Origin of the sequence: Sediminibacillus halophilus, assembly GCF_900103695.1 — a bacterium.
Lineage (GTDB): Bacteria > Bacillota > Bacilli > Bacillales > Amphibacillaceae > Sediminibacillus > Sediminibacillus halophilus.
In genome coordinates this window covers 1-25,675 of record NZ_FNHF01000007.1, presented here as the reverse complement: position 1 = coordinate 25,675, position 25,675 = coordinate 1, and the positions used below count along the sequence as shown (strand labels likewise).

Below are 25,675 nucleotides of genomic sequence, written 5' to 3'. Positions count from 1 at the left end.
TTATAAGGCACAAATATGACCATTCCTTAGATAAAAACTCTAACTCTTTTTACTTCAGATAAAAGAAACCGGACGGCAATAGAAATTATGCCGGTCCGGTTTTGCTTATTCATCCCCACCTTTTTCCTCATCATTCAAATGTTGAAGAATTGCATCCGCAGTCGGAGCAGGCAACCCTAGTCGGATCAGGTCATCTTGACTGGCACTTTTTATTTCGGTAACCGATTTGAAATGCCTCAGCAGTAATCTCCGCCGTTTTTCACCTACTCCCGGTATGTTATCAAGTTCGGACTTAAACACGCTTTTTCCCCGAAGCTGCCTATGAAAGGTGATAGCAAACCGGTGAACTTCATCCTGTATACGCTGAATCAGGTAAAATTCTTTTGAGTTCCTGTCTAGATTTACAACGGCAGGAGGCACTCCATAAAGCAATTCACTGGTCCGATGCTTATCATCCTTTGCAAGTCCACACAAAGGAATATCTAGACCAAGCTCATTTTCCAAGACATCGGAAGCGGCCTTCATCTGCCCTTTTCCTCCGTCAATTACAATCAAATCGGGAAGGGGAAGCCCCTCTTTTAATACCCTGGAGTACCGTCGTCTTACAACTTCACGCATCGTTTCATAGTCATCCGGACCTTCCACACTACGGATTTTGTATTTCCGATACTGCTTCTTGTCCGGTTTTCCGTCAATAAATACGATCATCGCAGAAACAGGATCGGTTCCCTGGATATTCGAATTGTCGAAAGCTTCGATTCGATGGGGTGTTTCTATGTGAAGCTTTTCGCCTAAGTTTTCGACTGCAAGTATTGTCCGTTCTTCATCTTTTTCAATGATGGAAAACTTTTCTTCCAGTGCAATTTCCGCATTTTTTTCTGCCAGTTCCACCAGTTCTTTTTTCCTGCCTCTGTATGGAATTGTAACATCTATTTCAAGCAGTTCTTTTAACAGGTCTTTGTCTGTCGGAGCGGGAACTAGTACTTGCTTCGGTTTCGGGTGGTTTTGATGGAGATAAAACCTGCCGATAAAACTTAAAAAAGTATCTGCCGGGTCATCAAAAAACGGAAAAACCGAGACATCCCGCTCAATCAGCTTACCCTGTCTCACAAAGAAGACCTGGACACACATCCATCCTTTATCATAGGAATAGCCGAACACATCTCTGTCCACGGTATCTTTCAGCGTCATTTTTTGTTGCTCCATCACTGCATCAATATGCTGAATTTGATCGCGGAGCTCTTTGGCCCGTTCAAAGTCGAGGTCCTCAGATGCTTTAAACATCTTTGTTTTCAGCTCTTTTTTTATCTCCTTATGTCCGCCACTCAGAAAAGAACTGATACTTTGTACGATTTGCCTGTTCGTTTCTTGGGAAACCGGGTATTGGCAAGGGCCAAGACACTGGTTCATATGATAATATAAACAAACCCGGTCCGGCATCTTGTCACACTTTCGAAGAGGATACAGCCTGTCCAGGAGCTTTTTTGTCTCTCTGGCCGCGATTACATTCGGGTAAGGACCGAAATATTTTCCCTTGTCTTTTTTTACTTTCCTCGTCACAATCAACCGTGGATGCTCTTCGGCTGTGATTTTTAAATAAGGATATGTTTTATCGTCTTTTAGCAGGACGTTATATTTAGGGTCATATTTTTTAATCAAATTCATTTCAAGAATAAGTGCTTCTATTTCAGAAGAGGTGACTATATATTCAAATTCGACAATTTCCTGCACAAGCCTTTGTGTTTTCTGATCATTCGCTCCGGTAAAATAAGACCGGACCCTGTTTTTCAAAGCTTTCGACTTTCCCACATAGATAATGGTCCCATGTTTATCTTTCATCAAATAACAGCCTGGTTGAGCGGGTAGTACTGCAAGCTTCTCTTTTATTCGTTCATTCATTTGTTTCTTCCCCCAAATGCGGTATTAAGTCTCATTCCCGTGTGAAGTGCACAATCGCCTTGCTCACGCTGGTTAAAACTCTCGCTGACTGGCGAGCCTCCTGGGGACACCAGAGTCATAGTTGTACCTCATTCCTGAATACATTCGTTGCATGGACTGGCACCCACACAACATTTAATGCCCTCTGAAGCGCAAGCTTACATCAACCTTAAGGAGGCGTATTCCGCCTCTGTGAGGGATAGTTAAGACCTCGTGAACTTAGCTGCTGGGAATAGACAACACAACGCCAGAACTCCTAATTTCCTATCAATAACATAAAACAGTCCCTTGTCACAACCATGGCAACAAGGGACTGTTTGAGCATTTATCCAGCACAACGACAGTTGGCAGACTTTTAGGAGTGCTTATTAATCAAATCTACCAAAGCTTCTTTCGGTTGGAAGCCAATTACTTGATCCACTACTTCTCCGTCTTTGAACAAAAGAAGTGTTGGAATGCTCATAACTCCAAACTTTCCAGCCGTTTCCTGGTTTTCATCAACATCAAGTTTGACGATTTTTACTTTGTCGCTCATTTCATCATCAATTTCTTCCAGTACAGGAGCGATCATTTTACATGGTCCGCACCATGGTGCCCAAAAATCGGCCAGTACGACACCGTCCCCTGTTTCTGTTGAGAAATTTTGATCGGTTGCAGTTACAATTGCCATTTATATTTCCTCCTCTAGCGTCCTATTTTCCATCCCTGGATGGAAGCATCACTAATTATTATCCAAGTTCGGATATGATTCATTAGTATAGCAGACATTTTTGTCAGGATAAATATTGATTCGTCTTAGAGTATAGCATCATTTTTTTCTTTAAAGCCAATAGTTTGCTTATAATATATCATTTCCAAGGTTGCCTTTTCCATTCAATATTCCTATTCCCATATTTGATTTATCATATTTCACCTTATCTCTATAAGTGCATAAAAAAGCGACGGCAGAAGCATTTCTCCAGCCCTGCCGCCTTTTGTTTTCAGGCATTCACTTTTACCTGTTTAATTTCTTCAATCAATTGAGGAATGACTTCAAACAAGTCTCCAACAATTCCGTAATCAGCAATATTGAAAATGTTTGCTTCAGGATCTTTATTGATGCCGACAATCACTTTAGAATTGGACATTCCTGCAAGATGCTGAATCGCTCCCGAGATACCACAGGCAATATATAGATCTGGCGTAACCACTTTTCCTGTCTGGCCAATTTGCAGGGAGTAGTCACAATAATCGGCGTCGCATGCACCTCTTGATGCACCAACTGCGCCTCCCAATACTTCTGCCAATTCGTATAAGGGGTCGAACCCTTCCTTGCTTTTCACACCTCTGCCGCCGGCAACAATTACTTTGGCTTCCGATAAATCAACTCCATCAGCGGTTTTCTTAATGATATCGGTAATAACCGTTCGCAAGTCACCAATTTCTACATCGATAGCTGTCACATCCCCGGTACGGGATGTATCCTTATCCAACGCGGAAATATTGTTAGGGCGGATGGTCACAAACAGAATGCCATCTGTAATGATTTTCTTTTCAAATGCTTTCCCGGAGTAAATGGGCCTGGTGAAGACCACATTGTCGCCGCCCTCTTCTAACTCTGTCACATCAGATATCAAACCTGTTTCAAATCGGGCAGCCAATTTAGGAGTGAGATCTTTTCCTATTGCCGTATGACCCATCACGATCGCTTCGGGCTTTTCTTGTTCAATAACCCGACCGACAGCCTGTGCAAATCCTTCTGATGTATACGTTTCCAATTTTGAATGTTCTACTACAATCGATCGATCTGCCCCAAAATGGATCATTTGTTCAGCCAGCGGATTCAAGCCAGATTCTCCACAAATAAGACCGATGATCTCTCCTCCGTTGCTTACTGTTTTAGCAGCCGCTATCGCTTCGAATGTTACATTTCTCAAGACACCATCACGTGTTTCTCCTATTATCAGTACTTTTCTGCTCATGTCCATGCTCCTTTCTTCATGCTCTATTATAAAACCTTAGCTTCTGTTCTAAGCAATGTCACCAGTTCTTTCACCTGGTCATTTACCTCTCCATCCAAGATTCTCCCGGCCGCTTTTTCCGGAGGAAGAAAAACTTCAATTGTTTTTGTTTTTGGCTCGACATCATCCTCATCGAGATCCAAATCATCTATCTCGAGTTCTTCCAAAGGTTTTTTCTTTGCTTTCATGATCCCTGGCAATGATGGATAACGCGGTTCATTCAATCCCTGTTGGCAAGTTACAAGGAGTGGCAATTGGGTATCGACTTTTTCCACATCGCCCTCGACATCCCTTTCAATGTGAACGCTTTCTCCATCGATATCCAGTTTTGTAATGGTTGTGACATACGAAATCCCAAGTCTTTCCGCAAGTCTAGGTCCCACTTGTCCGCTCGCTTCATCAATTGCAACGTTTCCGGCCAATATTAAATCAGGCTGCTTATCCTCAAAGTATGCTTCCAATATTCTTGCGGTTGTGAATTGGTCACCTGCCTCCAAATCATCTTCCGTGTTGATCAGCACTGCCTTGTCTGCCCCCATCGCCAGTGCAGTTCTCAATTGTTTCTCGGAATCTTCTTCTCCGATGGTTATCACGGTTACTTCACCGCCATGTTGATCACGCTGGTTAATCGCTTCCTCTACGGCATATTCATCATAAGGATTGATAATGAACTCTGCTCCGTCTTCATCAATCCTGCCTTGTTGAATATTGATTTTTTCTTCCGTATCAAACGTCCTTTTTAAAAGTACATAGATATTCATCTTATCCTTCCTTTCTACTTATCTTGAAAGCTCGGTTTTCTCTTTTCTATAAAAGCGGTAATTCCTTCACTGGCATCCTCATTACCAAAAATCTCCCCAAATGCTTCTGCTTCTGCCTCAATCCCTTTGTGGAAATTTTTATTTTTGGTATAAGGGATGAGCCTCATCACACGGTGGATTGTCGGTCCGCTTTTCGCGGCCACTTTCGCGGCCAACTCGTCCGCCTTTTCGAATAATACCTCTTCCGGATAGCTATGATTGGCAAGTCCGTATTCGGCAGCCGTCCTCCCACTGATAGGTTCACCGGTCAAAATCATTTCATAGGCTTTCGCTGCACCTACATAAGCTGGCAAACGCTGCGTTCCTGCAAAGCCTGGAATAATTCCAATTGTCAGCTCTGGAAGGCCCAGCTTTGCTTGTTCACTGACAAGCCGGATATGGCAGGCCATTGCTAATTCAAGACCTCCACCTAAGGCGGCTCCATGAATAGCTGCAATTATTGGGATTTTAAAACCTTCCATTCGATTAAACAGTTCTTGCCCTTGTTTAGCCAGTGCTGTATAGTCTTCCGCCTGTTGAAGGGAAGTGAACTCTTTTATGTCAGCTCCCGCCGAGAAAAATTTCCCTTCGCCCTTTAAAATTAACGCTTTTATGTCCTGTTCTTGTTCCACTTCATCTAAAATGGCTTCAAGCTTTTCCAAAATGGAACGGGATAAAGCGTTGGCGGGGGGACTGCTAATCGTCAGACTGGCCACCTGTCCCGACTTCTGATAATGTATAGTACTCATCCGTTCTCCTCCCTCGATTCCCTTAAAGGGTTACCTTTTTGATATTCCGTTGACCAGCAGTTCGTGAACTTCTTCGGCCTGGCCGACCAAACTGTATTTATGATCCTTCATTACCCAGTTTGTAACTGTTTCATCAATGGTCCCGAAGATCATCTGCCGGACCAGCTTTTTGTTCAGATTTTCCTGAAACAGTTTCTCCTCTATGCCTTCTTCGATGATACTGTCAATGACGGTTAAATACCGTTTCAATACGTCATTGATTTTCTTTCTCAGGTCGGGATTGGATTGGCGTAGTTCCAGCTGGGTTACAATTGCCAAAGGAAGATTAGCACCGAGCTGTCTGAAATGCAGCTGGATTAATTCAAGTAATTTTTCCTCCGCATTGTTTTTCTCAGCTATTTCCTGTTCAATCCTTTCGATGAACTGCCCCATTTTTTCTTGAAACAAGGAGACCAGAATATCCTCTTTATTTTTAAAATATAAGTAGATAGTCCCGTCTGCTACCCCTGCTTTTTTAGCAATCTTGGACACTTGAGACGAATGATATCCATTCATGGCAATGACCTCTACTGCTGCATCGATAATCTGATTGAATTTTGGTTTGGTGTTTTTCATTGGCACATTCTCCTTGCGGAAATTCTAGTAATGAATGAATAATCATTCATGTATATTTTACAAGTGCCTTCTGATTCTGTCAACCATATGAGGCTTGTCTATTAAAAAAGCAACCTGGCTTTCGCCAAGTCTGCAGCACTGCCAAAAAAAAATCAAACTGTCTTAGTTGCTTCTCTCACTTGTTTCTTCTTATCTTCTTCGACCAGTTTCCGGCGAAGTATCTTACCCACTGCAGTTTTCGGTAATTCATCCATAAATTCATAAATACGCGGGACTTTATAAGCCGCTAGCCGTTTGCGGCAGAATTGGTCCAACTCTTCTTCTTCAAGTTGCACTCCCTGTTTTGGAACGATATAGGCCTTTACTGTCTCCCCGCGATATTCATCAGGGACTCCTGCAATGACTACCTCCTGGACTCCAGCAAACTCGTACAGTACCTCTTCTACTTCTCTCGGATAAATATTATATCCGCCAGCAATGATCATATCTTTTTTTCGGTCGACAACGTAAAAATAGCCACGCTCATCCATATAACCGATATCACCTGTTAGGAGCCAGCCGTCTTTTAAAACCTGTTCCGTTTCTTCTTTCCTGTTCCAGTATCCCTTCATCACTTGGGGGCCTTTGACAGCGATCTCGCCTATTTCCCCGTTCGGTAGTTCTTGAAACGTCTCCATATCGACTATTTTAGCGTCCGTATCCGGCCAAGGGACACCGATACTGCCATTCACATTGTTGCCGTTCAGAAAGTTGGAATGGGTCACGGGAGATGACTCTGTCAGTCCATAACCTTCCACTAAATTCCCTTTCGTCACATGTTGAAATTGTTGCTGCACTTCTGCCGGAAGTGGTGCAGACCCACTTAAACACGCTTCAATGGATGATAAATCGTATTGCTTGAGCCGTGGATGATGGAGCAGGGCAATATAAATAGTCGGCGCGCCCGGAAACACGGTTGGCTTTTGTTTCTCAATTGTTTTCAACACATCCTCCGGGTCAAATTTCGGCATAAGAATCATTTTAGAACCAGTCATAACAGAATAGTTCATCACGGTTGTCATTCCATATACGTGAAAAAACGGCAGTACTCCCATGACGATATCCCGCTTTTGTTTGCTTCCAAGCCAGGCCTGGGACATCAACCCATTGGAAACCAGGTTGTAATGGGTAAGCATGACGCCTTTCGGATAACCAGTTGTGCCTCCTGTGTATTGCAATAAAGCCAAGTCTTGTTTCGGATCGACATCACAAGCTTTCAAACCGTGCCCCTTTTCTGTAATCACCTGGTTCCAAAGGTGCGTATCAGCGGACGCTTCCAGTTTTACAACCATATTATATTGCTTTTTTTGGATAAATGGGTAAATCAAATTCTTCGGAAAAGGCAGGTATTCTTTAATTTGCGTAACCACTATGTGCTCCAACGCCGTGTTTTTCTTTACCTGGGAAACACGAGGAAGCAAAATGTCGAGACAAATGATCACTTTCGCTCCCGAGTCCTGTAGTTGATATTCCAGCTCACGTTCCTGATAGAGAGGATTGGTTTGAACAACAGTCCCTCCTGCCAAGAGAACAGCATAATAACCGATGACCGCCTGGGGAGTATTCGGCAGCATGATCGCGACCCGATCCCCTTTTCCGATGCCAAGCGATTGAAGGAACCCCGCCACTTTCAAAGCTTGATCATAGACCTCCTCGTATGTCATCTCCCTTCCCATAAAATAAAGCGCTTTCATTTTTGGGCTATTTGAAGCACTTTCCTCCAAATATTCGTGCAGAGGTTTCTCGTCATAGCGAATACTCGTTGGAATATCAGCAGGATACTGTTTTAACCATGGTTTTACATTATCCATCCAACTACCTCCTTTTTTGTATTAAGTTCATTATAACTTTTTCCACTGTATTTTGAAATGTTTTTATTTTTCAACATTTTCTATACTGCTATGACGTCCCTCTAATCAGGATACATTCACCATATAGATGATTCCCACAACGAGAAATACAATAGCGACTACCGCCAGGACCTTTGCCAATGTTTCCATGCTGCACTTCCCCCTTTGTTTTTATCCAATACTCGCTCCGATGACAAATGACAGACCAACCGATATAACCATTGACACGAAGCCCACCGCCCGATTATCATTAGCTATTTCATCATCGATTTTGTATGTAGGCGTCAAAAATTCAAAAATGAAATATCCGATTAATAATAAAAAGAAGCCAAATATCCCCCAGCCGATACTTTGTAAAAGTGTATCGTTATGTTCGATGGAATACCTGAATATATTGGCAATACCAAATATTTTTCCTCCTGTAGCCATGGCTACTGACATATTTCCATTTTTGATTTCTTCCCAATTTTTATAGGAAGTGACGATTTCGAAAATAGCGAGAAACAAAACCAGACATAAAATAGAAACACTGTACCTTGCTGCTGTTTCGATGAGCGTATTTTCCCAAAAGCCGGTCATAGTGACAACCCCCTTATAGATTGCTTTACATCCTTATCCATCTTAGAGCGAAGTGCTCCCGGGCTTTTGATTACCCGGGACCTGTTCGCTTGATTTAAAATTCTAAAACCGTGACGCCGCTTCCTCCTTCATTCATACCTCCCGCACGATAGCTTGTGATACGGGGATGCCTTTTGGCAAACTCCTGCACCCCGTTTCTCAAGGCACCGGTTCCTTTTCCGTGAATGATCGACACGCGCGGATATCCGGCTAATAAGGCGTCATCGACATATTTCTCAAGTTCCTGTAAAGCATCCTCGTAACGTTCTCCACGAAGATCCAGCTCTGTTTTCACACGATAGCTGGAACCTTTGACCGTGGCCATCGGTTTTTCGACCAATGGTTGTTCCCGTTTTACGAATTGTAAGTCCTTTTGCTTTGCTTTCATTTTCATTATACCAACTTGAACGAGGTATTCTTTATTGCTCACTTTCTCCAATATTGTGCCATGCTGATTGAGGGTTAAGAGTTTGACCTCATCGCCCGGGTGCAACTCCTGGCTTTCCTGTTTATTTTCCTTTGGAGAGGTTTGTTGCTTTTTCGTTAATTGTGGCTGTGCTTCATCAAGCATCTTTCTCGCTTCTATCCATTCATGCTCTTTCAACCCGCTTTGCTTCATGGAGCGAAGCTCAGAAACTATTGCCTCGGCCTCTTCTCGAGCTTTTTGCACGGCTTTTTCTGCCTTTTCTTCTGCTTTTCGATATACCGATTCTCGCTTTTCTTCTAGTTCCCGCCATTGTTTTTCTAGATCCTGTTTTAACTGTTCTGCATCGTCAAGTGTACGACTGGCGGCTTCATAATCTTTCTCTGCACCACGCCTGGATTCTTCTAAAGATGCTATCATATTTTCAACACTTTTCGAATCTGTACCTATATGGTTTTTGGCAATGCCGATAATATTCTCATCCAACCCAAGCCTGCGGGAAATTTCAAAGGCGTTGCTTCGGCCCGGCACGCCGATAAGCAGTCGATAAGTCGGTTTGAGTGTTTGGACATCAAATTCCACAGAAGCATTGATGACGTTTTCCCGGTTGTACCCATAAGCTTTCAGTTCCGGATAGTGAGTTGTGGCAATGATCCGTGCATCCTTCTTGATTACTTCATCCAGAATCGCCATAGCGAGTGCAGCACCTTCCTGCGGGTCTGTACCTGCCCCTAATTCGTCAAACAACACAAGGGTTTGATTATCAACAAGTTTTAGAATCTCGACGATGTTGGTCATATGAGAGGAAAAAGTACTCAAACTTTGTTCAATCGATTGTTCATCGCCGATATCGGCAAATACATTGGAAAATACAGCCAGCTCGCAACCATCCATAGCCGGCACCTGTAATCCTGATTGCGCCATCAATGTGCAAAGCCCAATCATTTTCAATGTGACCGTTTTACCACCTGTATTCGGTCCGGTAATTACGATGGACGTGTAGGATTCTCCAAGTTCCACATCGTTCGCCACCACCTCATCTTCTGGAATGAGTGGATGCCGAGCCTGCTTCATTTTTATGATACCTTGAGCATTCATTGTCGGCATAGCAGCACGCATTTGTTTACCGAGTTTTGCCCGTGCAAACATGAAATCAATTTGTCCGAGGGATTCCACGTTCTGATACAAAAACGCCTGGTCTTCCGCAATCCGTTCCGATAAATCACGCAGAATACGTTCTATTTCATTTTTCTCCTCTGCTCTTGCCTCTGATAACTGGTTATTTAAGTCAACTACTGTCTGCGGTTCAATGAACAGCGTGGCACCTGATGAAGACTGGTCATGAACAATCCCGCCAATCGCTCCTCGGTATTCCTGTTTTACTGGAAGAACATAGCGCTCATTCCGAATGGTTACAATTGCATCAGAAAGCATTTTCGATTTAGTTCGCGTGTAATTTTCCAGACGGTCCCGTACACGGCTTTCGTTCGTCCGGATTTTAGACCTGATGGTTCTCAGCTTATCGGAAGCCCCGTCCATCACATGTCCGTGATCATCAATGCAGCTCTTGATCTGGCGCTCTAATTCATTCAAAGGGACAATCTGCTCGGTAAACTCCCGGATTATCGGCAGTTCCGGTTCTTCCATCTCGGCGATGAAAGACTTCAACTGCTTTCCGCCATAAATGGTACTGGCAATATCAAGACATTCGCCAGGATTCAAAACGCCCCCGATAATCGTCCGTTGGATGCTGGGTTTAATATCAAAAATACCACCTAACGGAACATAGCCTTTCAGTCTCAGTACTTGTGCTGCTTCGTCTGTCTCTGCCTGCAGCCGATTGACGCTCTCCAATTCGCGGGACGGCTTCAAAGCTGCGGCCCGCTCCTTTCCTAATGAAGAGGCTGCTTGTTCGGTAAGCATGTCAATAATTTTCTTATATTCAAGTACTTGATATATTCTTTCGTTCATGAATATAAAACTCCTTTTTATTCGAAAGGCTTTTCCATCAAGCCTTTTTATTTGTTACGGTTAAACAAAGTCAGTAATTCGTCTTTCGTCCACGTATTAATTACAGATTCGGGTTCCAACCAGCCCTTTCTGGCAGAACCTACCCCTACCTCCATAAATTCTAAGGTATGATAGCTGTGTGCATCCGTATTGATAGCAATATTGACCCCTTTTTCCCGGGCCTTTTGCAGCCACTTCCAAGATAAATCAAGACGATTTGGATTGGCGTTAAGCTCTAACACCGTTCCCGTTTCCTTGGCTTTTTCAATCAGCATATCAACGTCTGCATCATAGCCTTTACGACGTCCAATCAGCCTTCCTGTAGGGTGGGCAATAACATTAACGTAGGGATTTTCCACAGCTGCCAGAAGCCGCTTCATGATTTTGTCCTGCGACTGAGAAAAGCTGGAATGAATCGCTCCGATGACATAATCCATTTCCATAAGAAATTCATCATTGAAATCGAGAGAACCGTCCGGCAAAATATCCATTTCAACGCCGGCGAAAATATGAATATCGGAATATTTATCATTCAACCGGGCGATTTCTTCCGCTTGTTTCTTCAAACGTTCTTCATTCAATCCGTTGGCAATCCTTAGATATTTGGAGTGGTCAGTAATAGCAATATACTCATAACCTCGTTCGCGGGCCTTTTCCACCATCTCCTCTACGGACTGGGCGCCATCACTCCATGTTGTGTGCATATGCAAATCTCCGCGGATATCTGTCGGTTCGATTAAGCGTACAGAGGAACGGAATGCTTCTAGTTCACCCTGGTTCTCCCTGACTTCAGGAGGAATAAAGTGAAGGCCAAAATGTTCAAAAAATTGCCGTTCGGTGTCAAACGTCATAATTTTGCCTGATTCACTATTTTCTATCCCATACTCGTTGATTTTTTCTCCTTGTGCTTTTGCAAGCTGTCGCATGGCGACATTATGCTCCTTTGACCCTGTGAAGTGATGGAGTGTCGTTGCGAACTCTTCAGGTGATACTATCCGGAAATCAACATTTACGTCATATCCTTCTTCTAGTACGATAGAAACCTTTGTATCTCCTGTAGCTATTTCTTCTTTTATGTTTTCGAGTTTTAACAAGGCATCCCGGACCTTGTCCGGCTGTTCGGCTGCAATGATAAAATCAAGATCCTTGATTGTTTCACTCATGCGACGGATACTGCCTGCACGGGAAAAACGAAGGATGGGTTCAACTTGCTGTAAATATTCCTCAATTCTTTCAGCAATTGGCAGCATAAATGCAATCGGGAGTCGTTCTGGCCGGCTCGATGCCTCATCGAGTGCTTTGACTATTTTTTCTGCGGATTTTTTCCCGAAACCGCTTAGCGCTTCGACCTTGCCTGTTTCACATGCTTCTTTTAAGCTCGCAGCATCCACTACTCCGAGTTCTTGATAAAGCCTGGCTAGTTTTTTTCCACCCAAGCCTGGCAAATTCAAAAGCGGTACCAATCCCTCCGGCACTTCTTCTTGCAGTTGTTTCAAGGTGTCCGATTCCCCATTAGCGATAAACTCGTCGATGACAGTCGAAGTTCCTTTTCCGATTCCGTTTATTTTCGTAAAATCATCGATTTCATTTAACGATCGGTCGTCTGTTTCCAAAGCCTGTGCAGCTTTTCGGTAAGCAGATATCTTAAAAGGGTTCTCTCCCTTCAGTTCCAAATAAACCGCCACTTTTTCCAACAATTTAATGACGTCTTTTTTATTTACTTCCATCCTTGGCACCGTCCTTTTAATTGGCTTGACTTTTATTTAGAAGGGTTCCTATATAAGTGTTGTTTCATAACAAATCTAAGCGAGTAAAAAGAGACTACTCCTTTGACAGTTTGTTATCTCCTCTCCCGGATCCCGGAGTACTTACTCAATAACTGGTCTCATCCAGCCATGCAGTGCAGTGTCAGGAGATAACTGCCTGTTGGAACAGCCTCTTCAGCCGGAGAATAAATACCGGCACTCTATTATTTAGCCTGAAATAGCCCAGCTACGTGCTCGAACCATAACGCTTTTATTTGCCCTGATATAAAGGGAGTATGCTCAATCATAAAAGAGGCAATCATCGATCGCTCCAGAATAGTCTGGACGAATTGGACCGGAAGCAGGGCGCCGATATATAAAAGCAGGAAAACTAGCAGATATACTTCCACAAACCCAAGGATGCCGCCAAGCAATCCATTAATGGAACTCAAAATCGGCAAGGCAGCTACAAAATCCAGCATAGAAGCGATGATTTGAAGCGCAATCCGCACGGCAAAAAAGATGATGGCAAACGCTATCGCGTTATAAAAAGCCGTCTCTAACGGCAGGGAATCGAGAAAGACTCCCCATGAAGCATCATCCGGCATATCCGGGTAAGGAATCCAAAGTTCCAGCTTCGGGGCTAAATCATCATAATAAGCTGCTGCAATAATAAAGGCAGCAATAAAACCAATTAAGTGGAATAATTGCAGAATAAACCCTCGTTTAAGGCCTGTAAAAAAGCCAAAAATGAGAATGACAATCAAAATTAAATCAATCATTGTTATCTTGTTCCTTTTTCTGTTTAATTGAACCTAATAGTTCAGTGTACTCTTCTTTCAATTTTAAATAGTCGTTCATCGTGTTGACAGCTGTCAGCACCGCAAGCCTGGTCGTATCCAGGCTTCGATTCGTTTCCTGTATTTCCCTCATTTGCTGATCAACAAGACTTGCCACCATCCTGACATGGTGAGCAGGCTCATCTCCTATAATGGTGTAGGATCGATTGTGTATTTCGACTGTAGTACGTGTTTTGTCAGATTGGGACACGTTTTTCCCCCCTTGTTCTCATAGCTACCATATGTTCAAACAGCGTTAACCGCTTTTCACTTCCTTACATCAACTTCTTCAAAATCTCAAATTTACGCTTATTTAGAAATCCAAACCTATTTTACGAGTGAATCATGATTGTGATAAAATCCTAAAGTTAATATTAACACGAAGATTGTCATTTAGGAAACTAATGTGACGTGATTATTCCTCCAAACAGGAAACTGTTATAATTTATGTATCCTACTGGAAATGGGGAGATTGATTTGCCGCAAGTAGTATTGAAATTGAATAATAAAACCATTGAAAAGATGAAAGTATTTTATCGGGATCGTCTGAAATCTGCCCCTCCCGGTTCAGTCTTTGCTGCTAAAACTTCAGATTGCTCGATAACTGCATATAATTCTGGTAAAGTGCTATTTCAAGGAAAGGGCTCTGACAAGGAAGCAGGCAAATGGGGGATTGTAAACAAGGACAATCCTTCCAAAACCAAACAGACAACGAGGAAAATTCATTCCTATTCTCCACCGCAGAAATTGTTCACAAGTTCCCATATCGGGTCGGATGAAGCCGGAACTGGAGACTTTTTCGGTCCGATTACCGTAGCGGCAGCCTATGTAACTGCAGATCAGATTCCTTTTTTGAAGCAACTCGGAGTCAGGGATTCCAAAAACCTAACGGATGAAAAAATCGAGACGATTGCCAAAGCATTGCTAGCCCATTCCATCCCTTACTCGTTGGTCGTTCTCCGAAATGAAAAGTATAACCACTTGCAAAAGAAGGGATGGTCTCAAGGAAAGATGAAGACCATGCTGCATCATCATGCACTTGAAAAACTTTCTAATAAAATTGCTCCAGAACGACCGGAGGGAATTTTGATTGATCAATTCTCCGATCCTGGTGTCTATATTAACCATTTAAAATCAGAACGATCTGTTCTCCAAGAAAATGTGTACTTTATGACAAAGGCAGAGAGCTACTCCATTGCCGTGGCAGCAGGATCCATACTGGCAAGAGCAAGCTTTGTCAACGAGATGAATAAATTGTCAAAAAAAATGGGGATTGAACTACCTAAAGGTGCTTCTCAAAAAGTCGACCAGACTGCCGCAGGAATCATTCAAAAACATGGAAAACAAGCTTTAGGGGAAATTGCCAAGCTTCATTTTGCCAATACAAAGAAAGCAGAAGCCTATACGCAGAAGGATTACTGATATATCTTAGAAACTTTAATAAAAGTCTCACAGATAACAAACAACCACTCCGGCAAGATACTTCGCTTGCCGGAGTGGTTGCATTTGAAAAAACAGTAGCTGCTTTTCCCTTTGATTTTTCAAAGACAATCGAGCTATCTGTGAGAAAAAGCTTGATGAGAAAGAAGGAATTCTATTTATTAAAAACAAGGGCTGCCCCATAAATGGGACAGCCCTTGTTTTCATGTTATTATCCTCGCAATTCTGCCTGGTGATTCTTTTCAACTGCTGACAGGATAGCCTGATAGGACGCTTCTACTTCTTCATCTTTCAATGTTCGCTCAGGGTCTTGGTAGAATAAGCTGAAGGCGATCGACTTTTTACCAGCCTGTAAGTGCTCACCCTGATAAACATCGAACACTTGGACGTCCTTCAACAATGCACCAGCTTTTTCCACAATCGTGGCTTTTATATCACCGGCCGGAATTTCCTGGTCTACTACCAGAGCAATGTCCCTTGATACAGACGGGTAACGCGGAATTTTTGAAAAATCCGGCTCGTTATTTGTCTGACCTAATAATGCTTCCATATCCAGATCAAATACATAGGTGTCCTTTAAATCATAGGATTGCTGCAGAGAAGGATGAAGCTGACCAAGGAAACCAATTGATTGTTCCCCTAAATAAACCTGCGCCGTTCTGCCAGGGTGCATTCCTTCTAGTTTAGCTTGCTTAAATGTCGCCGTTATTCCTAATTTATCAAGCAACCCCTCGACAATACCCTTGACCAGAAAGAAGTCAGCTTGTTTCTTTTCCTGCTGCATTGGATGAAGGAGCCAGTCTCCTGTAACGGCACCAGCAACCCTTAATAATTCGCGCGGCTGTTCCGTCAGTTTTTCAGCGACAGGGGAAACAAATACAGTGCCTATTTCATAATAAGCGAGGTTTGCCTGTTTTCTGGCTGTATTATACGAAAAAGATGCCAGTAATTCCGGAAGGATGCTTAACCGTAAGTTGCTATGCTCTTCACTCATCGGCATCGATAAGCGGATCGATTGCGTAGCATGTTCACGGATTTCCGGGCTAACTAGGGTTTCTGCCCGCTCTTTACTGGTCAGAGAATACGTGATGGCTTCCATTAAGCCAGCACCCTCCATATAGTGTTTGATTTCCCTTTTTAATGATTGCCGCGATGTGAGTCCGCCTGCTTGGCCTGCCCCGGCAGGGAGCGTGTATGGTAAATTATCATAACCATAAATACGGGCAATTTCTTCTACCATGTCTTCAAATAAAGTAATATCCCCACGCCGTGTTGGAACCGTTACAATAAATATACCGTCGTTCGCTTTAAAACCGAAATGAAGCTTTCGCAAGATATCAGAGATCTCGTCTGAGGTAATTTCGGTTCCTAGTCGCTCATTGACTTTTTCGGTGCTCACTTCCACTGTGGCTTCCGTGCAATTTAATTCATCAAATTCTACAGGGCCTTGCAGTATAATGCCATCAGCATATTCACTTAACAGCTGGCACGCTCTCAACCCCGCTCTTTTCACCCGCTCAGGATCGACTCCTTTTTCAAACCGGGTGCTGGATTCGCTTCGCAGACCATGATCTTTTGAGCTTTGTCTGACTGCGGCAGGAGAAAAATAAGCGGCCTCCAATAATACCGTTTTGGTTTGTTCAGACACCTCCGAATCTGCTCCGCCCATGACTCCTGCAATAGCCGTCGGTTCCTGGCCATTAGTAATGACCAAATGATTGGAATAAAGTTCCCTTTCCTGATCATCTAACGTGGTAATGGTTTCCTTGTCATGCGCTCTCCGTACCACAATTTCCTTTGATCCGAATCTATCGTAATCAAATGCATGCAGCGGCTGGCCATATTCCAGTAAAACATAATTAGTAATATCCACCACATTGTTGATTGGTCTGATGCCTGCAGCAATTAAATAATTCCGCATCCATAAAGGAGAATTTTTCACCTTCACATCTTTGATCACAAACGCTCCATAATATGGATTAAGCTCTGCATCCTCTACCGTCACGGAAACATAATCTGCAGCCTGTTCAGATGAAAGGTTGACGGATTCATCTGGCAGTTTAACTGGTGTATCCAAAATTGCCGACGTTTCGTAGGCGACCCCGAGCATACTCATTGCGTCTGCACGGTTCGGTGTAAGTCCAAGTTCCAGAATGGCATCATCTAAATTCAGCAATTCCCGTGCATCAGCACCTACTTCTGCATCTTCCGGGAAAACAAATATTCCTTCCGCAAACTCCTTCGGAACAAATTTCTCTTCGATTCCAAGTTCTTGTAGTGAGCAAATCATCCCTTGCGATTCAACACCACGTAGCTTAGCCTTCTTGATTTTCACGTTTCCAGGCAATACTGCGCCCGGTTTTGCAACCGCAACTTTTTGACCTTGTGCCACATTAGGCGCTCCGCATATAATCTGTAGTTCTTCATCGCCGGTGTCCACCTGACACAAATTTAATTTATCTGCGTTAGGATGCTTTTCACAGGATTGTACATAGCCGACGACTACATTTGAACTTGCTTCAGCAACATACTCGATGCCTTCCACTTCTATCCCGGATTTTGTTATTTTTTCAGCCAGCTGCTCTGACGAAATATTGTCTATATCCACATAATTTTTCAGCCAATTCAATGATACGAACATATTTTTTCCTCCTGCCTTACGCTTTATGGTACTGCTTTAAGAAACGGATATCATTTGTATAGAAATGCCGAATATCATCAACACCATACTTCAGCATAGCGATTCGTTCAGGCCCCATTCCGAAAGCAAAACCAGTGTATTCTTTAGAGTCATATCCCGCCATTTCCAACACGCGGGGATGAACCATGCCGCCGCCCAGTATTTCAATCCACCCGGTTCCTTTACAAACAGAACAACCTTCTCCATGGCAGACTTTGCAGGATATATCCATCTCAACTGACGGTTCAGTAAACGGGAAGAAACTTGGACGCAGGCGGATTTCTCTTTCTTCTCCGAACATTTGCTTGGCAAAGCGGTTCAAAACACCTTTCAAGTCGCTCATACGTACGTTCCGATCCACATACAGTCCCTCTACCTGTGTAAATTGATGAGAGTGGGTGGCATCATCCGTATCTCTGCGGTACACTTTTCCAGGACAAATCATTTTGACTGGTTTGCTTCCCTGATATTTCCCCATTGTTCGTGCTTGTACTGGAGAAGTGTGTGTGCGCATCAGCAGTTCCTCCGTGATATAAAAAGAGTCTTGCATATCCCGGGCTGGGTGCCCCTTCGGAAGGTTAAGAGCCTCAAAATTGTAATAATCAGTTTCGACCTCAGGACCTTCTCGTACTTCGAATCCCATCCCAATAAACAAATCCTCAATTTCTTCGACAATGGAAGTAAGCAAATGTGGTCCGCCTAAAGTGACCGGACGGCCTGGCAACGTGACGTCAATTGTTTCTTTTTCAAGTTTCTCCTCTAGTTCTCTAGCTTCGAGTTTCTCTTTTTTCGCGTCCAATTCGCCGGCAATTGTTTCCCTTACTTTGTTAGCCAGTTCCCCGATGACAGGTCGCTCTTCTTTCGACAGCTTGCCCATTCCACGTAATACTTCCGTGATCGGCCCTTTTTTACCAAGATAAGCCACCTTTATATCCTGCAGCTCGTTCAAGGTGTCTGCCTGATCTACCTTGGCTAACGCTTCCTCTTTTAATGCCTGTAATCGTTCCCTCATGTGCAGGAACCTCCTTTTCGTCATCAAGTGATAAATTAGCCGATTAGCTATTCTTCGCTCGTCCTGTTTTCCCTGCAATAAGAAGCGTTTTGCTATGCTCCGACAAGCCTCACATCTGAACCAACACCTCTTATCACAAAAAAAGCCTCGCTCCCTCTTTATAAAAGAAGGGACGAGACTTGTGTATCGCGGTACCACCCTTGTTGGTGCCTTAATGCACCCACTCGAGTTTGATAACGGAATAAATCCGGAACACCGTTACTTGCCAGAAAACAAGGTCCAAGTGTCGGCTCCAGAGTGAAAATTCAATCATTACCACGACAGAAATGCTTCCAGTCTACGGCATTTCCTCCCTGAAATCGATTTGTAATCATTTACTGACTCTTTCTCGGCCTGTAAATATAATGGATGTTATTTTCTTATTATAGAAAAAGCTTTCGTTTCTTGCAACCCTTAACGTCCATTACTTTTCAACCGATGCAAGATGATAAAGCAAAATGCCTGCAGCTACACTGACATTTAATGATTCTGCTTTGCCGAAAATCGGAATGGACACGATTTCGTTTACCTTTTCCAATATCGACGAAGAAATTCCCGAACCTTCGTTTCCGACAACAAGTGCTGCTTTTTCAGGTATCGGTAGAGCCATATATGGCCGGGCATTTTCCAATGCAGCACCCCATACGGTGAAGTCATCTTCTTGTAGTTGGTCAATTATTGGAAGTAGATCGGTTTGAAAAATCGGTAAATGAAAAATAGATCCTTGAGTCGAGCGCAATACTTTGTCATTAAAAATATCCGCAGATCCAGCACCTACATAAATTCCATCGAATCCGGCAGCATCTGCTGTGCGGACCATGGTCCCAAGATTGCCTGGATCCTGAACATTGTCGATGAGCAGCAGCTTCTCAAACTTCTGTTCCTCTGGCTGCTTAACTTCCACTACAGCAGCAATACCTTGAGGAGTTTTAGTATCTGTTATCGATTTTAAGATGTGATCGGTAACTATAATTGCTTCCTGATTTTCAAGCCAGTCAGGGATTACCGCCCCATCGGCCAGAATGAATTCCTTTACGTGCCAATCGCTCTTCGATGCCTCTTCAACCATATGATAACCTTCTACAATAAAGGTGTTTGTTTTCACTCTTTCTTTCCGTTTTTTTAGTTTTTGCCAGTTTTTCACCCTGTTGTTCTGAACAGAAGTAATCACGTACATCATCCTTTTGGTAAATTCTTTTCTATCATACATATTTCCCTACATCGTGGTCAAACTATCTATCACATACTGAATAATGAAGGATATGAGGTGAAAAAATGGATTTAAATTTACGTAGAGCTATACTTGCCAATGTAGCCGACAATAATACCGAACAATTAGAGGCAACGATTCTTGATGCTATTGAAAGTGGCGAAGAAAAAATGCTGCCTGGCTTAGGAGTTTTGTTCGAGCTGATTTGGCAGCAATCCGATGAATCTGATAAAGAAGAAATGCTGTCTGCACTAGAAAAAGGGGTTCAGCAAGCACAGTAACAAGAAATGCGGATGTCACCTTGCTCACCCTCTAAGCCCTAAAACTTAAGAAGAGCCTCTGTGGCCCAGAGGCTCTTCTTAAGACCTCGAGAAGGTTGACGCTGGACAAATCAAGTCACGATTAACAAATTATGATAAAATCACTACATCCTGTAAAAAACATCCTTGCACGTTAGAAAATAAGGGTGTTTTTTGTCGTTTTAACCGTTGCCTGTCCAGGTAAAATAAGGTAATATAAAAGTAACGACCTACCTATCGGAGGAACATACATGGAAATCAGACAGCTTCAAAACCTCATCCAAATGCAGGCAATGTCTATTTTAAATACAGGAAGCAGTTCTTCTAGTAATTCTGCTTTTCTAGAGACTGCTTTTCAACAAATACTTCAACAACAATTGACAACTGCCCAAACACCAACTAACAGCACTAGGCCTGAAGCTTCTTCTATGGCTAATAGCACCCCGGTTATGCCGGTGTACACGCCAGATATTGATTATACAGAAAATAAATCAACTAATCATTCTGGATCGATTGAAAGTTATATCGAGCAAGCCGCAGAAACATTCGGAGTCGACCCTAAATTGATTCGATCGGTTATCGAAGCGGAATCAAATTTTAATGCCAACGCCGAAAGTGGTGCTGGTGCACAGGGATTAATGCAGTTAATGCCTTCAACGGCCCGTGGACTCGGCGTTCAAAATGCTTTTGATCCATTGCAAAATATCATGGGCGGAACCAAGTATTTAAAACAAATGCTGAATCGATACAGCGGGAACACCTCCCTTGCACTGGCGGCTTACAATGCCGGCCCGGGCAATGTGGATAAATATGATGGAATTCCGCCTTTTCAAGAAACACAAAGTTATGTTGGCAAGATTCTCGACTCCTATCGCGTATAAGCAAAAAGGAGCTGTTCCAAACGGACAGCTCCTTTCGCATTTCTTAGTTAATTCAACCGAACGTAATCTCTTTCACTTTATCTTCATCCAATCCTTTGATCACTTCCACGATTATCTTGACAGCGTTCTCAAAGTCATCTTGATGTAAAATTGCTGCATGAGTGTGAATGTAGCGTGTGGCAACTGTGATCGATAATGCCGGAACACCATTTGCCGTTAAATGGATAGAACCTGTATCTGTTCCCCCTGCAGCCATTGTGGCATACTGATAAGGAATTTTATTGGCATCAGCAGTGTCCAGTACAAAATCACGCAATCCTTTATGAGAGATAGCCGACGCATCATAAAGAATGATTTGCGGGCCTTCTCCGATTTTACTGTCCGCTTCTTTATCGGATATTCCAGGAGTGTCTCCAGCAATACCAACATCGACGCCAAAACCGATATCAGGTTTTATTGTATGTGTAGCAGTACGGGCGCCTCGAAGACCTACCTCTTCCTGTACCGTTCCCACTCCATAAACGATATTTGGATGATTTTCATCTTTTAAGCGCTTCAGTACTTCAATGGCAATCGCACAGCCAATCCGATTATCCCACGCTTTAGCCAGAAGTAGCTTTTCGTTGTTCATTTGGGTGAATTCGAAGTAAGGAACAATCGAGTCTCCCGGCCGAACACCGAACTCCTCTGCTTCTTCTCTGCTGGATGCGCCGATATCAATAAACATATCCTTTATTTCTACTGGCTTTTTACGTGCTTCCGCCGGCAGGATGTGAGGAGGCTTCGAACCGATAATCCCGGTTACATCGCCTTTCCTTGTCATAAGTGTAACTCGCTGTGCAAGCATTACCTGGCTCCACCAGCCGCCGATTGTTTGGAAATAAACAAATCCTTTATCATCAATACGAGTGACCATAAAGCCCACTTCATCCAAGTGTCCGGCTACCATCACTTTAGGTCCGTTTTCTTTTCCTGTTTTCTTGGCAATCAGACTTCCGATATTATCGGTAAACACCTCATCCGCATACGGAGCTATATACTTTTCCATTACTTCTCTTGCTTCTTTTTCATTACCGGATATCCCTCTTGCATCCGTTAACTCCTTCAACATTGTAACTGTTTCATTGTACGCTGCCATATGTAAATTCCTCCTTTTTTAGGGTTCACATAGAATTATAGCGGTTTTCTTCAGGATAGACAAAACATAGCCTTCATCGGTACGTATCAATAACCCTGTTGTTGACGCTGATGGTTCACTTCGTTTTTCTTGTTATATGCTTCCTGAATGGCTTCTTCTGGAAAACCCAGCTGCGCCCCCAACTGTAGGTATGTTGTAAATAACTGATTGTAGTTTGCTTTACTGGGATCTTGCTTGAATGCTATGATTTGTTCATAGACTTGGAGAAATAACTGCGTATCATCTAAATCAGTGGACTGTACCGCCTCAGAATCATAGCGGTATCCGGTATCAAGTCCTAGTGAAAGAATAAAATGCAAACCATCCACGTATTCTTCCAGGATGACAGCCGATTCACTTTTCGGTTTTTTGCTCCAAAACTTGAAACAACGTGTTTCATTCGCTAATTCTCCAGTTTCCACTAATAGAGCTAATACTTTTCTTTCGAACAATTCATCTGCTTTTACGCGATTATTCGTTTGAATATGCTCATCTAATTGTCTTTGTGTGTCAAATAACTGCTCCCAATACATCTTTATGTTTCTCCTTTTTGAACTTTTTCTCGATTATAACATGCTTAATTGCAAATTGTTGAAACCTTGCCCGGGTTTTATTCGTAAAGGAGAGAAGACTCTAAAACAGGAGACGGTGTGTATGATTGTTTTATTATTTCGCTTACTGATTTTTGTCGCAATGGTGATGCTTCTTTATACGATATATAAGTATTGGATCAATCCTAACAGAAAGTTGGAAGTAGCCCGGGAAAAAAAAGATTTTTTCTTTCTGGATGAACCTGACAATATTAAAAAGAATTTTCTGATGACCTACAAAGGGTTTATTTTTGAAGGAGAGAAATACTTAGGAACGACCGAGGATTCATTTGACGTACTGAATATCAGTATCCATGCGCACTATCCCGGAGAGTTGAAGGGTCTGGAAAGAAAAGATTTATACTTCATGGAAGAGGAAGTGTTGATCAGGTATCCCTATGCAACAATTGAATGGAAGCATCCAATAGATAAACTACTGATTAAAAAGTAATAAGTAACAAACAGAAGCAGACGCATTCGTGCATCTGCTTCTTTAAATAAAAGCAAACTTACTAAATGATATTTTTAACCAAACCCGTGAACTGCCCTCTGAGGATTAAGGACAAAATACTGTATGCAAAAAAAGCCACTTCGAAACAGGCTCAATCTGGCCGGAATACAAAGGACCATGGGCTTTTTTACTGTTTGACTGTTGGACTTTTTCCAACAAAGAATTCAGCCCATTTTATCGTTGTTTGTTTTCTGCGGAGCAGATATAGAAACGGCAGCAGTAAAAGGATAAAAGCCATCATGACCACCGGCGATAAACTAGATATCCATTTCCCGAAAGAGGTATAAAGCACCGCCAGCGGAATATTGGAGTAAAAAGAAGAGCGAACATATTCTTTAAAACTAGAAGAGATCTCTAAAATACATAATGATAACAAATGAAAATGAATAAAAGGGATGAGCCGCAGTACTGCCACCTGGGAGGTCGTCAACGTCGATCGTTCCCCCATCAACTTTTGCTTTACATGCACGAGTTTATCAGACATGCCCGGCATCCACTGTATCAGTTTGTAAAATGTCATGCTTGATAAGGTAATACCGATTACAGAGTATAATGTGCCGGCTATCGCTCCGAATAATATCCCTCCTGTTATACAGATCAAGATTACGGGCAGGAAAAACAACGGACGCAATAAATGAAATCCTATGAACAGCAGAGGCGTCAAAAAACCACCTGTCTCGGCTATGGTCAACAAATAGCTGTTGACATCTCCCATCTCCTTTGCCTCCTTTTTCTTTCAGCTCATTCTATGACAATAGACGAGCTGTTATGACAAGAAGCTTTTATCGGAGTTGTCCCATTTAGCCGAATTACTGTTCAGGTGAGATTACCCCTTCCATTGAACGATTAAATAGAGATGAATGATGAAAAGTACTGGCATACCCAGTCTAAATTTGAAGTGACGGGTTTTATGCCTGAAGGTGTACATCCCTGCCACACCTCCTGCTGCCCCTCCAATTAAGGCCCCTATCCAAAGTGTTTTTTCAGATATCCTCCACTGATGGTTGACGGCCCTCCGCTTATCTATTCCCATGAGAACCCACTCGGCAATATTTATCCCTATTATGTATAGTAGCAAAAATCCATTTGGCATGGTTCATCTCCAATCCGGTTTGTTAGTAATCTTCAAGAAAGGCTGTTTCCTAAAAGATTATTGCTTTCAAGCAAAAGATATAAAAATACGATATTTACTTTAATAGAATGGGTACCCATTCTGTACACCATGTTGCAATGCTGAGTTTTCCGCACTTCTCGACTGGTTTCGGCGCCCCGCCTCTTCACCCTATTGCTAGAGACACTTTCTAATACGGATAAGCGCTGTTAAAATGCAGGTACACACAACTCCTATCTGCCTTCTTGTTTCTTTAGCCATTCAAGTCTAGTAGAGATAGGAGCTTGGGTGTATTTTTTATGCGAAATTTTTCTAAAACCCCGAAAAATAGTAAGAACCAGAAAAAACCATCCCCGCTTACGAGGATGGTTTTAGACTTTCATTATTTCAATGCGTCTTTAGCTTTATCAGCTAGTTGTGCAAATGCCTTTTCATCATTGATAGCCAAATCAGAAAGCATTTTACGGTTTACTTCGATTCCAGCTTGTTTCAGACCGTGCATCAAACGGCTGTATGACAGGTCATTCAAACGCGCTGCAGCATTGATACGTGCAATCCAAAGCTTACGGAATTCACGCTTTTTCTGTCTGCGGTCACGGTATGCATATTGACCTGATTTCATTACTTGTTGTTTAGCTGTTTTGAATAGGGCATGTTTCGAGCCATAATATCCTTTAGCAAGCTTTAATACGCGCTTACGACGTCTGCGAGTAACTGTTCCACCTTTTACACGTGGCATAATAATTCCCTCCTAATATATATAACCGATAGATTCGGACTTAAGGTTTATTTGTTTGGCAGCATTTGCTTAATGCGTTTGTAGTCTCCAGCAGAAACAATGTCGCTTTTACGCAATTTACGTTTTTGCTTTTGAGACTTGTTGGCAAACAAGTGACTTGTGTATGCATGAGAGCGTTTAAGCTTCCCGGAACCTGTTTTTTGGAAACGTTTTTGAGAACCTTTGTGGGTTTTCATTTTTGGCATGTTATGTTCCTCCTTGTAATGAATGTTCATACTTGCGGGGAAAATTACCGGCGTATCTCTGCGTCAGCTTGACCCTACGGTACGCACGTATCTTTCCATACGTTGTGTGCCTCG

General features: G+C 42.7%; 25 protein-coding genes and 1 other annotated feature. Of the genes, 4 read left to right on the top strand and 21 right to left on the bottom strand.

The window, feature by feature from the left end; translation table 11 throughout:
• Positions 1-105: 105 nt before the first annotated feature.
• The 12 genes from uvrC to zapA form a co-directional block, all read right to left on the bottom strand.
• Positions 106-1,899: an excinuclease ABC subunit UvrC gene (gene uvrC, locus BLR82_RS18040; protein ID WP_074600842.1), complete on the bottom strand. Its 1,794-nt coding sequence runs from the start codon at positions 1,897-1,899 to the stop codon at positions 106-108.
• A 394-nt stretch (positions 1,900-2,293) separates the two neighbouring features.
• Positions 2,294-2,608, bottom strand: a complete 315-nt coding sequence (trxA, locus tag BLR82_RS18035; RefSeq protein ID WP_026771093.1) for a thioredoxin — start codon at positions 2,606-2,608, stop codon at positions 2,294-2,296.
• A 310-nt stretch (positions 2,609-2,918) separates the two neighbouring features.
• On the bottom strand, positions 2,919-3,899 hold the full coding sequence (locus BLR82_RS18030; RefSeq protein ID WP_074600841.1) for an electron transfer flavoprotein subunit alpha/FixB family protein: 981 nt from the start codon (positions 3,897-3,899) through the stop codon (positions 2,919-2,921).
• Between the two features lie 26 nt (positions 3,900-3,925).
• Positions 3,926-4,699, bottom strand: a complete 774-nt coding sequence (locus BLR82_RS18025; RefSeq protein ID WP_074600840.1) for an electron transfer flavoprotein subunit beta/FixA family protein — start codon at positions 4,697-4,699, stop codon at positions 3,926-3,928.
• Between the two features lie 14 nt (positions 4,700-4,713).
• Positions 4,714-5,487: an enoyl-CoA hydratase gene (locus tag BLR82_RS18020; protein WP_074600839.1), complete on the bottom strand. Its 774-nt coding sequence runs from the start codon at positions 5,485-5,487 to the stop codon at positions 4,714-4,716.
• A gap of 30 nt (positions 5,488-5,517) precedes the next feature.
• Entirely contained in the window at positions 5,518-6,102 is a 585-nt protein-coding gene (locus BLR82_RS18015) for a fatty acid metabolism transcriptional regulator FadR (RefSeq protein ID WP_074600838.1), read from the bottom strand.
• A 152-nt stretch (positions 6,103-6,254) separates the two neighbouring features.
• Entirely contained in the window at positions 6,255-7,952 is a 1,698-nt protein-coding gene (locus BLR82_RS18010) for a long-chain-fatty-acid--CoA ligase (RefSeq protein ID WP_074600837.1), read from the bottom strand.
• Positions 7,953-8,162: 210 nt separating this feature from the next.
• On the bottom strand, positions 8,163-8,570 hold the full coding sequence (locus BLR82_RS18005; protein WP_074600836.1) for a DUF350 domain-containing protein: 408 nt from the start codon (positions 8,568-8,570) through the stop codon (positions 8,163-8,165).
• Between the two features lie 94 nt (positions 8,571-8,664).
• On the bottom strand, positions 8,665-11,004 hold the full coding sequence (locus BLR82_RS18000; RefSeq protein WP_074600835.1) for an endonuclease MutS2: 2,340 nt from the start codon (positions 11,002-11,004) through the stop codon (positions 8,665-8,667).
• Between the two features lie 47 nt (positions 11,005-11,051).
• A complete protein-coding gene (polX, locus tag BLR82_RS17995) occupies positions 11,052-12,770 on the bottom strand; it encodes a DNA polymerase/3'-5' exonuclease PolX (RefSeq protein ID WP_074600834.1) in 1,719 nt (572 codons plus the stop codon).
• 242 nt (positions 12,771-13,012) lie between these two features.
• Positions 13,013-13,570: a CvpA family protein gene (locus BLR82_RS17990; protein WP_074600833.1), complete on the bottom strand. Its 558-nt coding sequence runs from the start codon at positions 13,568-13,570 to the stop codon at positions 13,013-13,015.
• Positions 13,563-13,838: a cell division protein ZapA gene (zapA, locus tag BLR82_RS17985; protein WP_074600832.1), complete on the bottom strand. Its 276-nt coding sequence runs from the start codon at positions 13,836-13,838 to the stop codon at positions 13,563-13,565. The genes BLR82_RS17990 and zapA overlap by 8 nt, the downstream gene beginning before the upstream one ends.
• 266 nt (positions 13,839-14,104) lie before the next feature.
• Here zapA and rnhC point away from each other — a divergent pair, with 266 nt between their 5' ends.
• Complete coding sequence (rnhC, locus tag BLR82_RS17980) at positions 14,105-15,049, top strand: ribonuclease HIII (protein ID WP_074600971.1); 945 nt, start codon at positions 14,105-14,107, stop codon at positions 15,047-15,049.
• A gap of 229 nt (positions 15,050-15,278) precedes the next feature.
• On the opposite strand, the gene pheT is transcribed toward rnhC, so the two are convergent.
• From pheT to BLR82_RS17965, 3 genes are all read right to left on the bottom strand, one after another.
• Entirely contained in the window at positions 15,279-17,708 is a 2,430-nt protein-coding gene (gene pheT / locus BLR82_RS17975; protein WP_074600831.1) for a phenylalanine--tRNA ligase subunit beta, read from the bottom strand.
• Between the two features lie 16 nt (positions 17,709-17,724).
• Complete coding sequence (gene pheS, locus BLR82_RS17970) at positions 17,725-18,759, bottom strand: phenylalanine--tRNA ligase subunit alpha (protein WP_074600830.1); 1,035 nt, start codon at positions 18,757-18,759, stop codon at positions 17,725-17,727.
• A gap of 165 nt (positions 18,760-18,924) precedes the next feature.
• Positions 18,925-19,158: a binding site (T-box leader), on the bottom strand.
• A 64-nt stretch (positions 19,159-19,222) separates the two neighbouring features.
• On the bottom strand, positions 19,223-19,969 hold the full coding sequence (locus tag BLR82_RS17965) for a TrmH family RNA methyltransferase (RefSeq protein WP_074600829.1): 747 nt from the start codon (positions 19,967-19,969) through the stop codon (positions 19,223-19,225).
• 104 nt (positions 19,970-20,073) lie between these two features.
• On the opposite strand from BLR82_RS17965, the gene sspI reads away from it, so the two are divergent.
• Together sspI and BLR82_RS17955 are read left to right on the top strand one after the other, a co-directional pair.
• Positions 20,074-20,289, top strand: coding sequence for a small acid-soluble spore protein SspI (gene sspI / locus BLR82_RS17960; protein WP_074600828.1), 216 nt, complete (start codon positions 20,074-20,076; stop codon positions 20,287-20,289).
• Positions 20,290-20,558: 269 nt separating this feature from the next.
• Positions 20,559-21,188: a lytic transglycosylase domain-containing protein gene (locus BLR82_RS17955; protein WP_074600827.1), complete on the top strand. Its 630-nt coding sequence runs from the start codon at positions 20,559-20,561 to the stop codon at positions 21,186-21,188.
• Between the two features lie 52 nt (positions 21,189-21,240).
• Here BLR82_RS17955 and BLR82_RS17950 read toward each other — a convergent pair whose 3' ends face one another.
• Together BLR82_RS17950 and BLR82_RS17945 are read right to left on the bottom strand one after the other, a co-directional pair.
• The gene (locus tag BLR82_RS17950; RefSeq protein ID WP_074600826.1) at positions 21,241-22,326 is read right to left on the bottom strand and encodes a M42 family metallopeptidase; all 1,086 of its coding nucleotides are present in this window, start codon (positions 22,324-22,326) and stop codon (positions 21,241-21,243) included.
• 86 nt (positions 22,327-22,412) lie between these two features.
• The gene (locus tag BLR82_RS17945) at positions 22,413-22,898 is read right to left on the bottom strand and encodes a dUTP diphosphatase (protein ID WP_074600825.1); all 486 of its coding nucleotides are present in this window, start codon (positions 22,896-22,898) and stop codon (positions 22,413-22,415) included.
• Between the two features lie 121 nt (positions 22,899-23,019).
• Here BLR82_RS17945 and BLR82_RS17940 point away from each other — a divergent pair, with 121 nt between their 5' ends.
• Positions 23,020-23,406 (top strand): sigma-w pathway protein ysdB, encoded by a 387-nt coding sequence (locus BLR82_RS17940; protein ID WP_074600824.1) that lies wholly within the window; start codon positions 23,020-23,022, stop codon positions 23,404-23,406.
• A 187-nt stretch (positions 23,407-23,593) separates the two neighbouring features.
• Here the strand turns inward: BLR82_RS17940 and BLR82_RS17935 are convergent, their stop codons facing one another.
• The 4 genes from BLR82_RS17935 to rpmI form a co-directional block, all read right to left on the bottom strand.
• On the bottom strand, positions 23,594-24,181 hold the full coding sequence (locus BLR82_RS17935; RefSeq protein ID WP_074600823.1) for a TVP38/TMEM64 family protein: 588 nt from the start codon (positions 24,179-24,181) through the stop codon (positions 23,594-23,596).
• Positions 24,182-24,292: 111 nt separating this feature from the next.
• Positions 24,293-24,559, bottom strand: coding sequence for a DUF1294 domain-containing protein (locus tag BLR82_RS17930; RefSeq protein WP_074600822.1), 267 nt, complete (start codon positions 24,557-24,559; stop codon positions 24,293-24,295).
• Between the two features lie 400 nt (positions 24,560-24,959).
• Positions 24,960-25,316, bottom strand: coding sequence for a 50S ribosomal protein L20 (gene rplT / locus BLR82_RS17925; protein ID WP_026569744.1), 357 nt, complete (start codon positions 25,314-25,316; stop codon positions 24,960-24,962).
• A 47-nt stretch (positions 25,317-25,363) separates the two neighbouring features.
• The gene (gene rpmI, locus BLR82_RS17920) at positions 25,364-25,561 is read right to left on the bottom strand and encodes a 50S ribosomal protein L35 (RefSeq protein ID WP_026771086.1); all 198 of its coding nucleotides are present in this window, start codon (positions 25,559-25,561) and stop codon (positions 25,364-25,366) included.
• Positions 25,562-25,675: the final 114 nt, after the last annotated feature.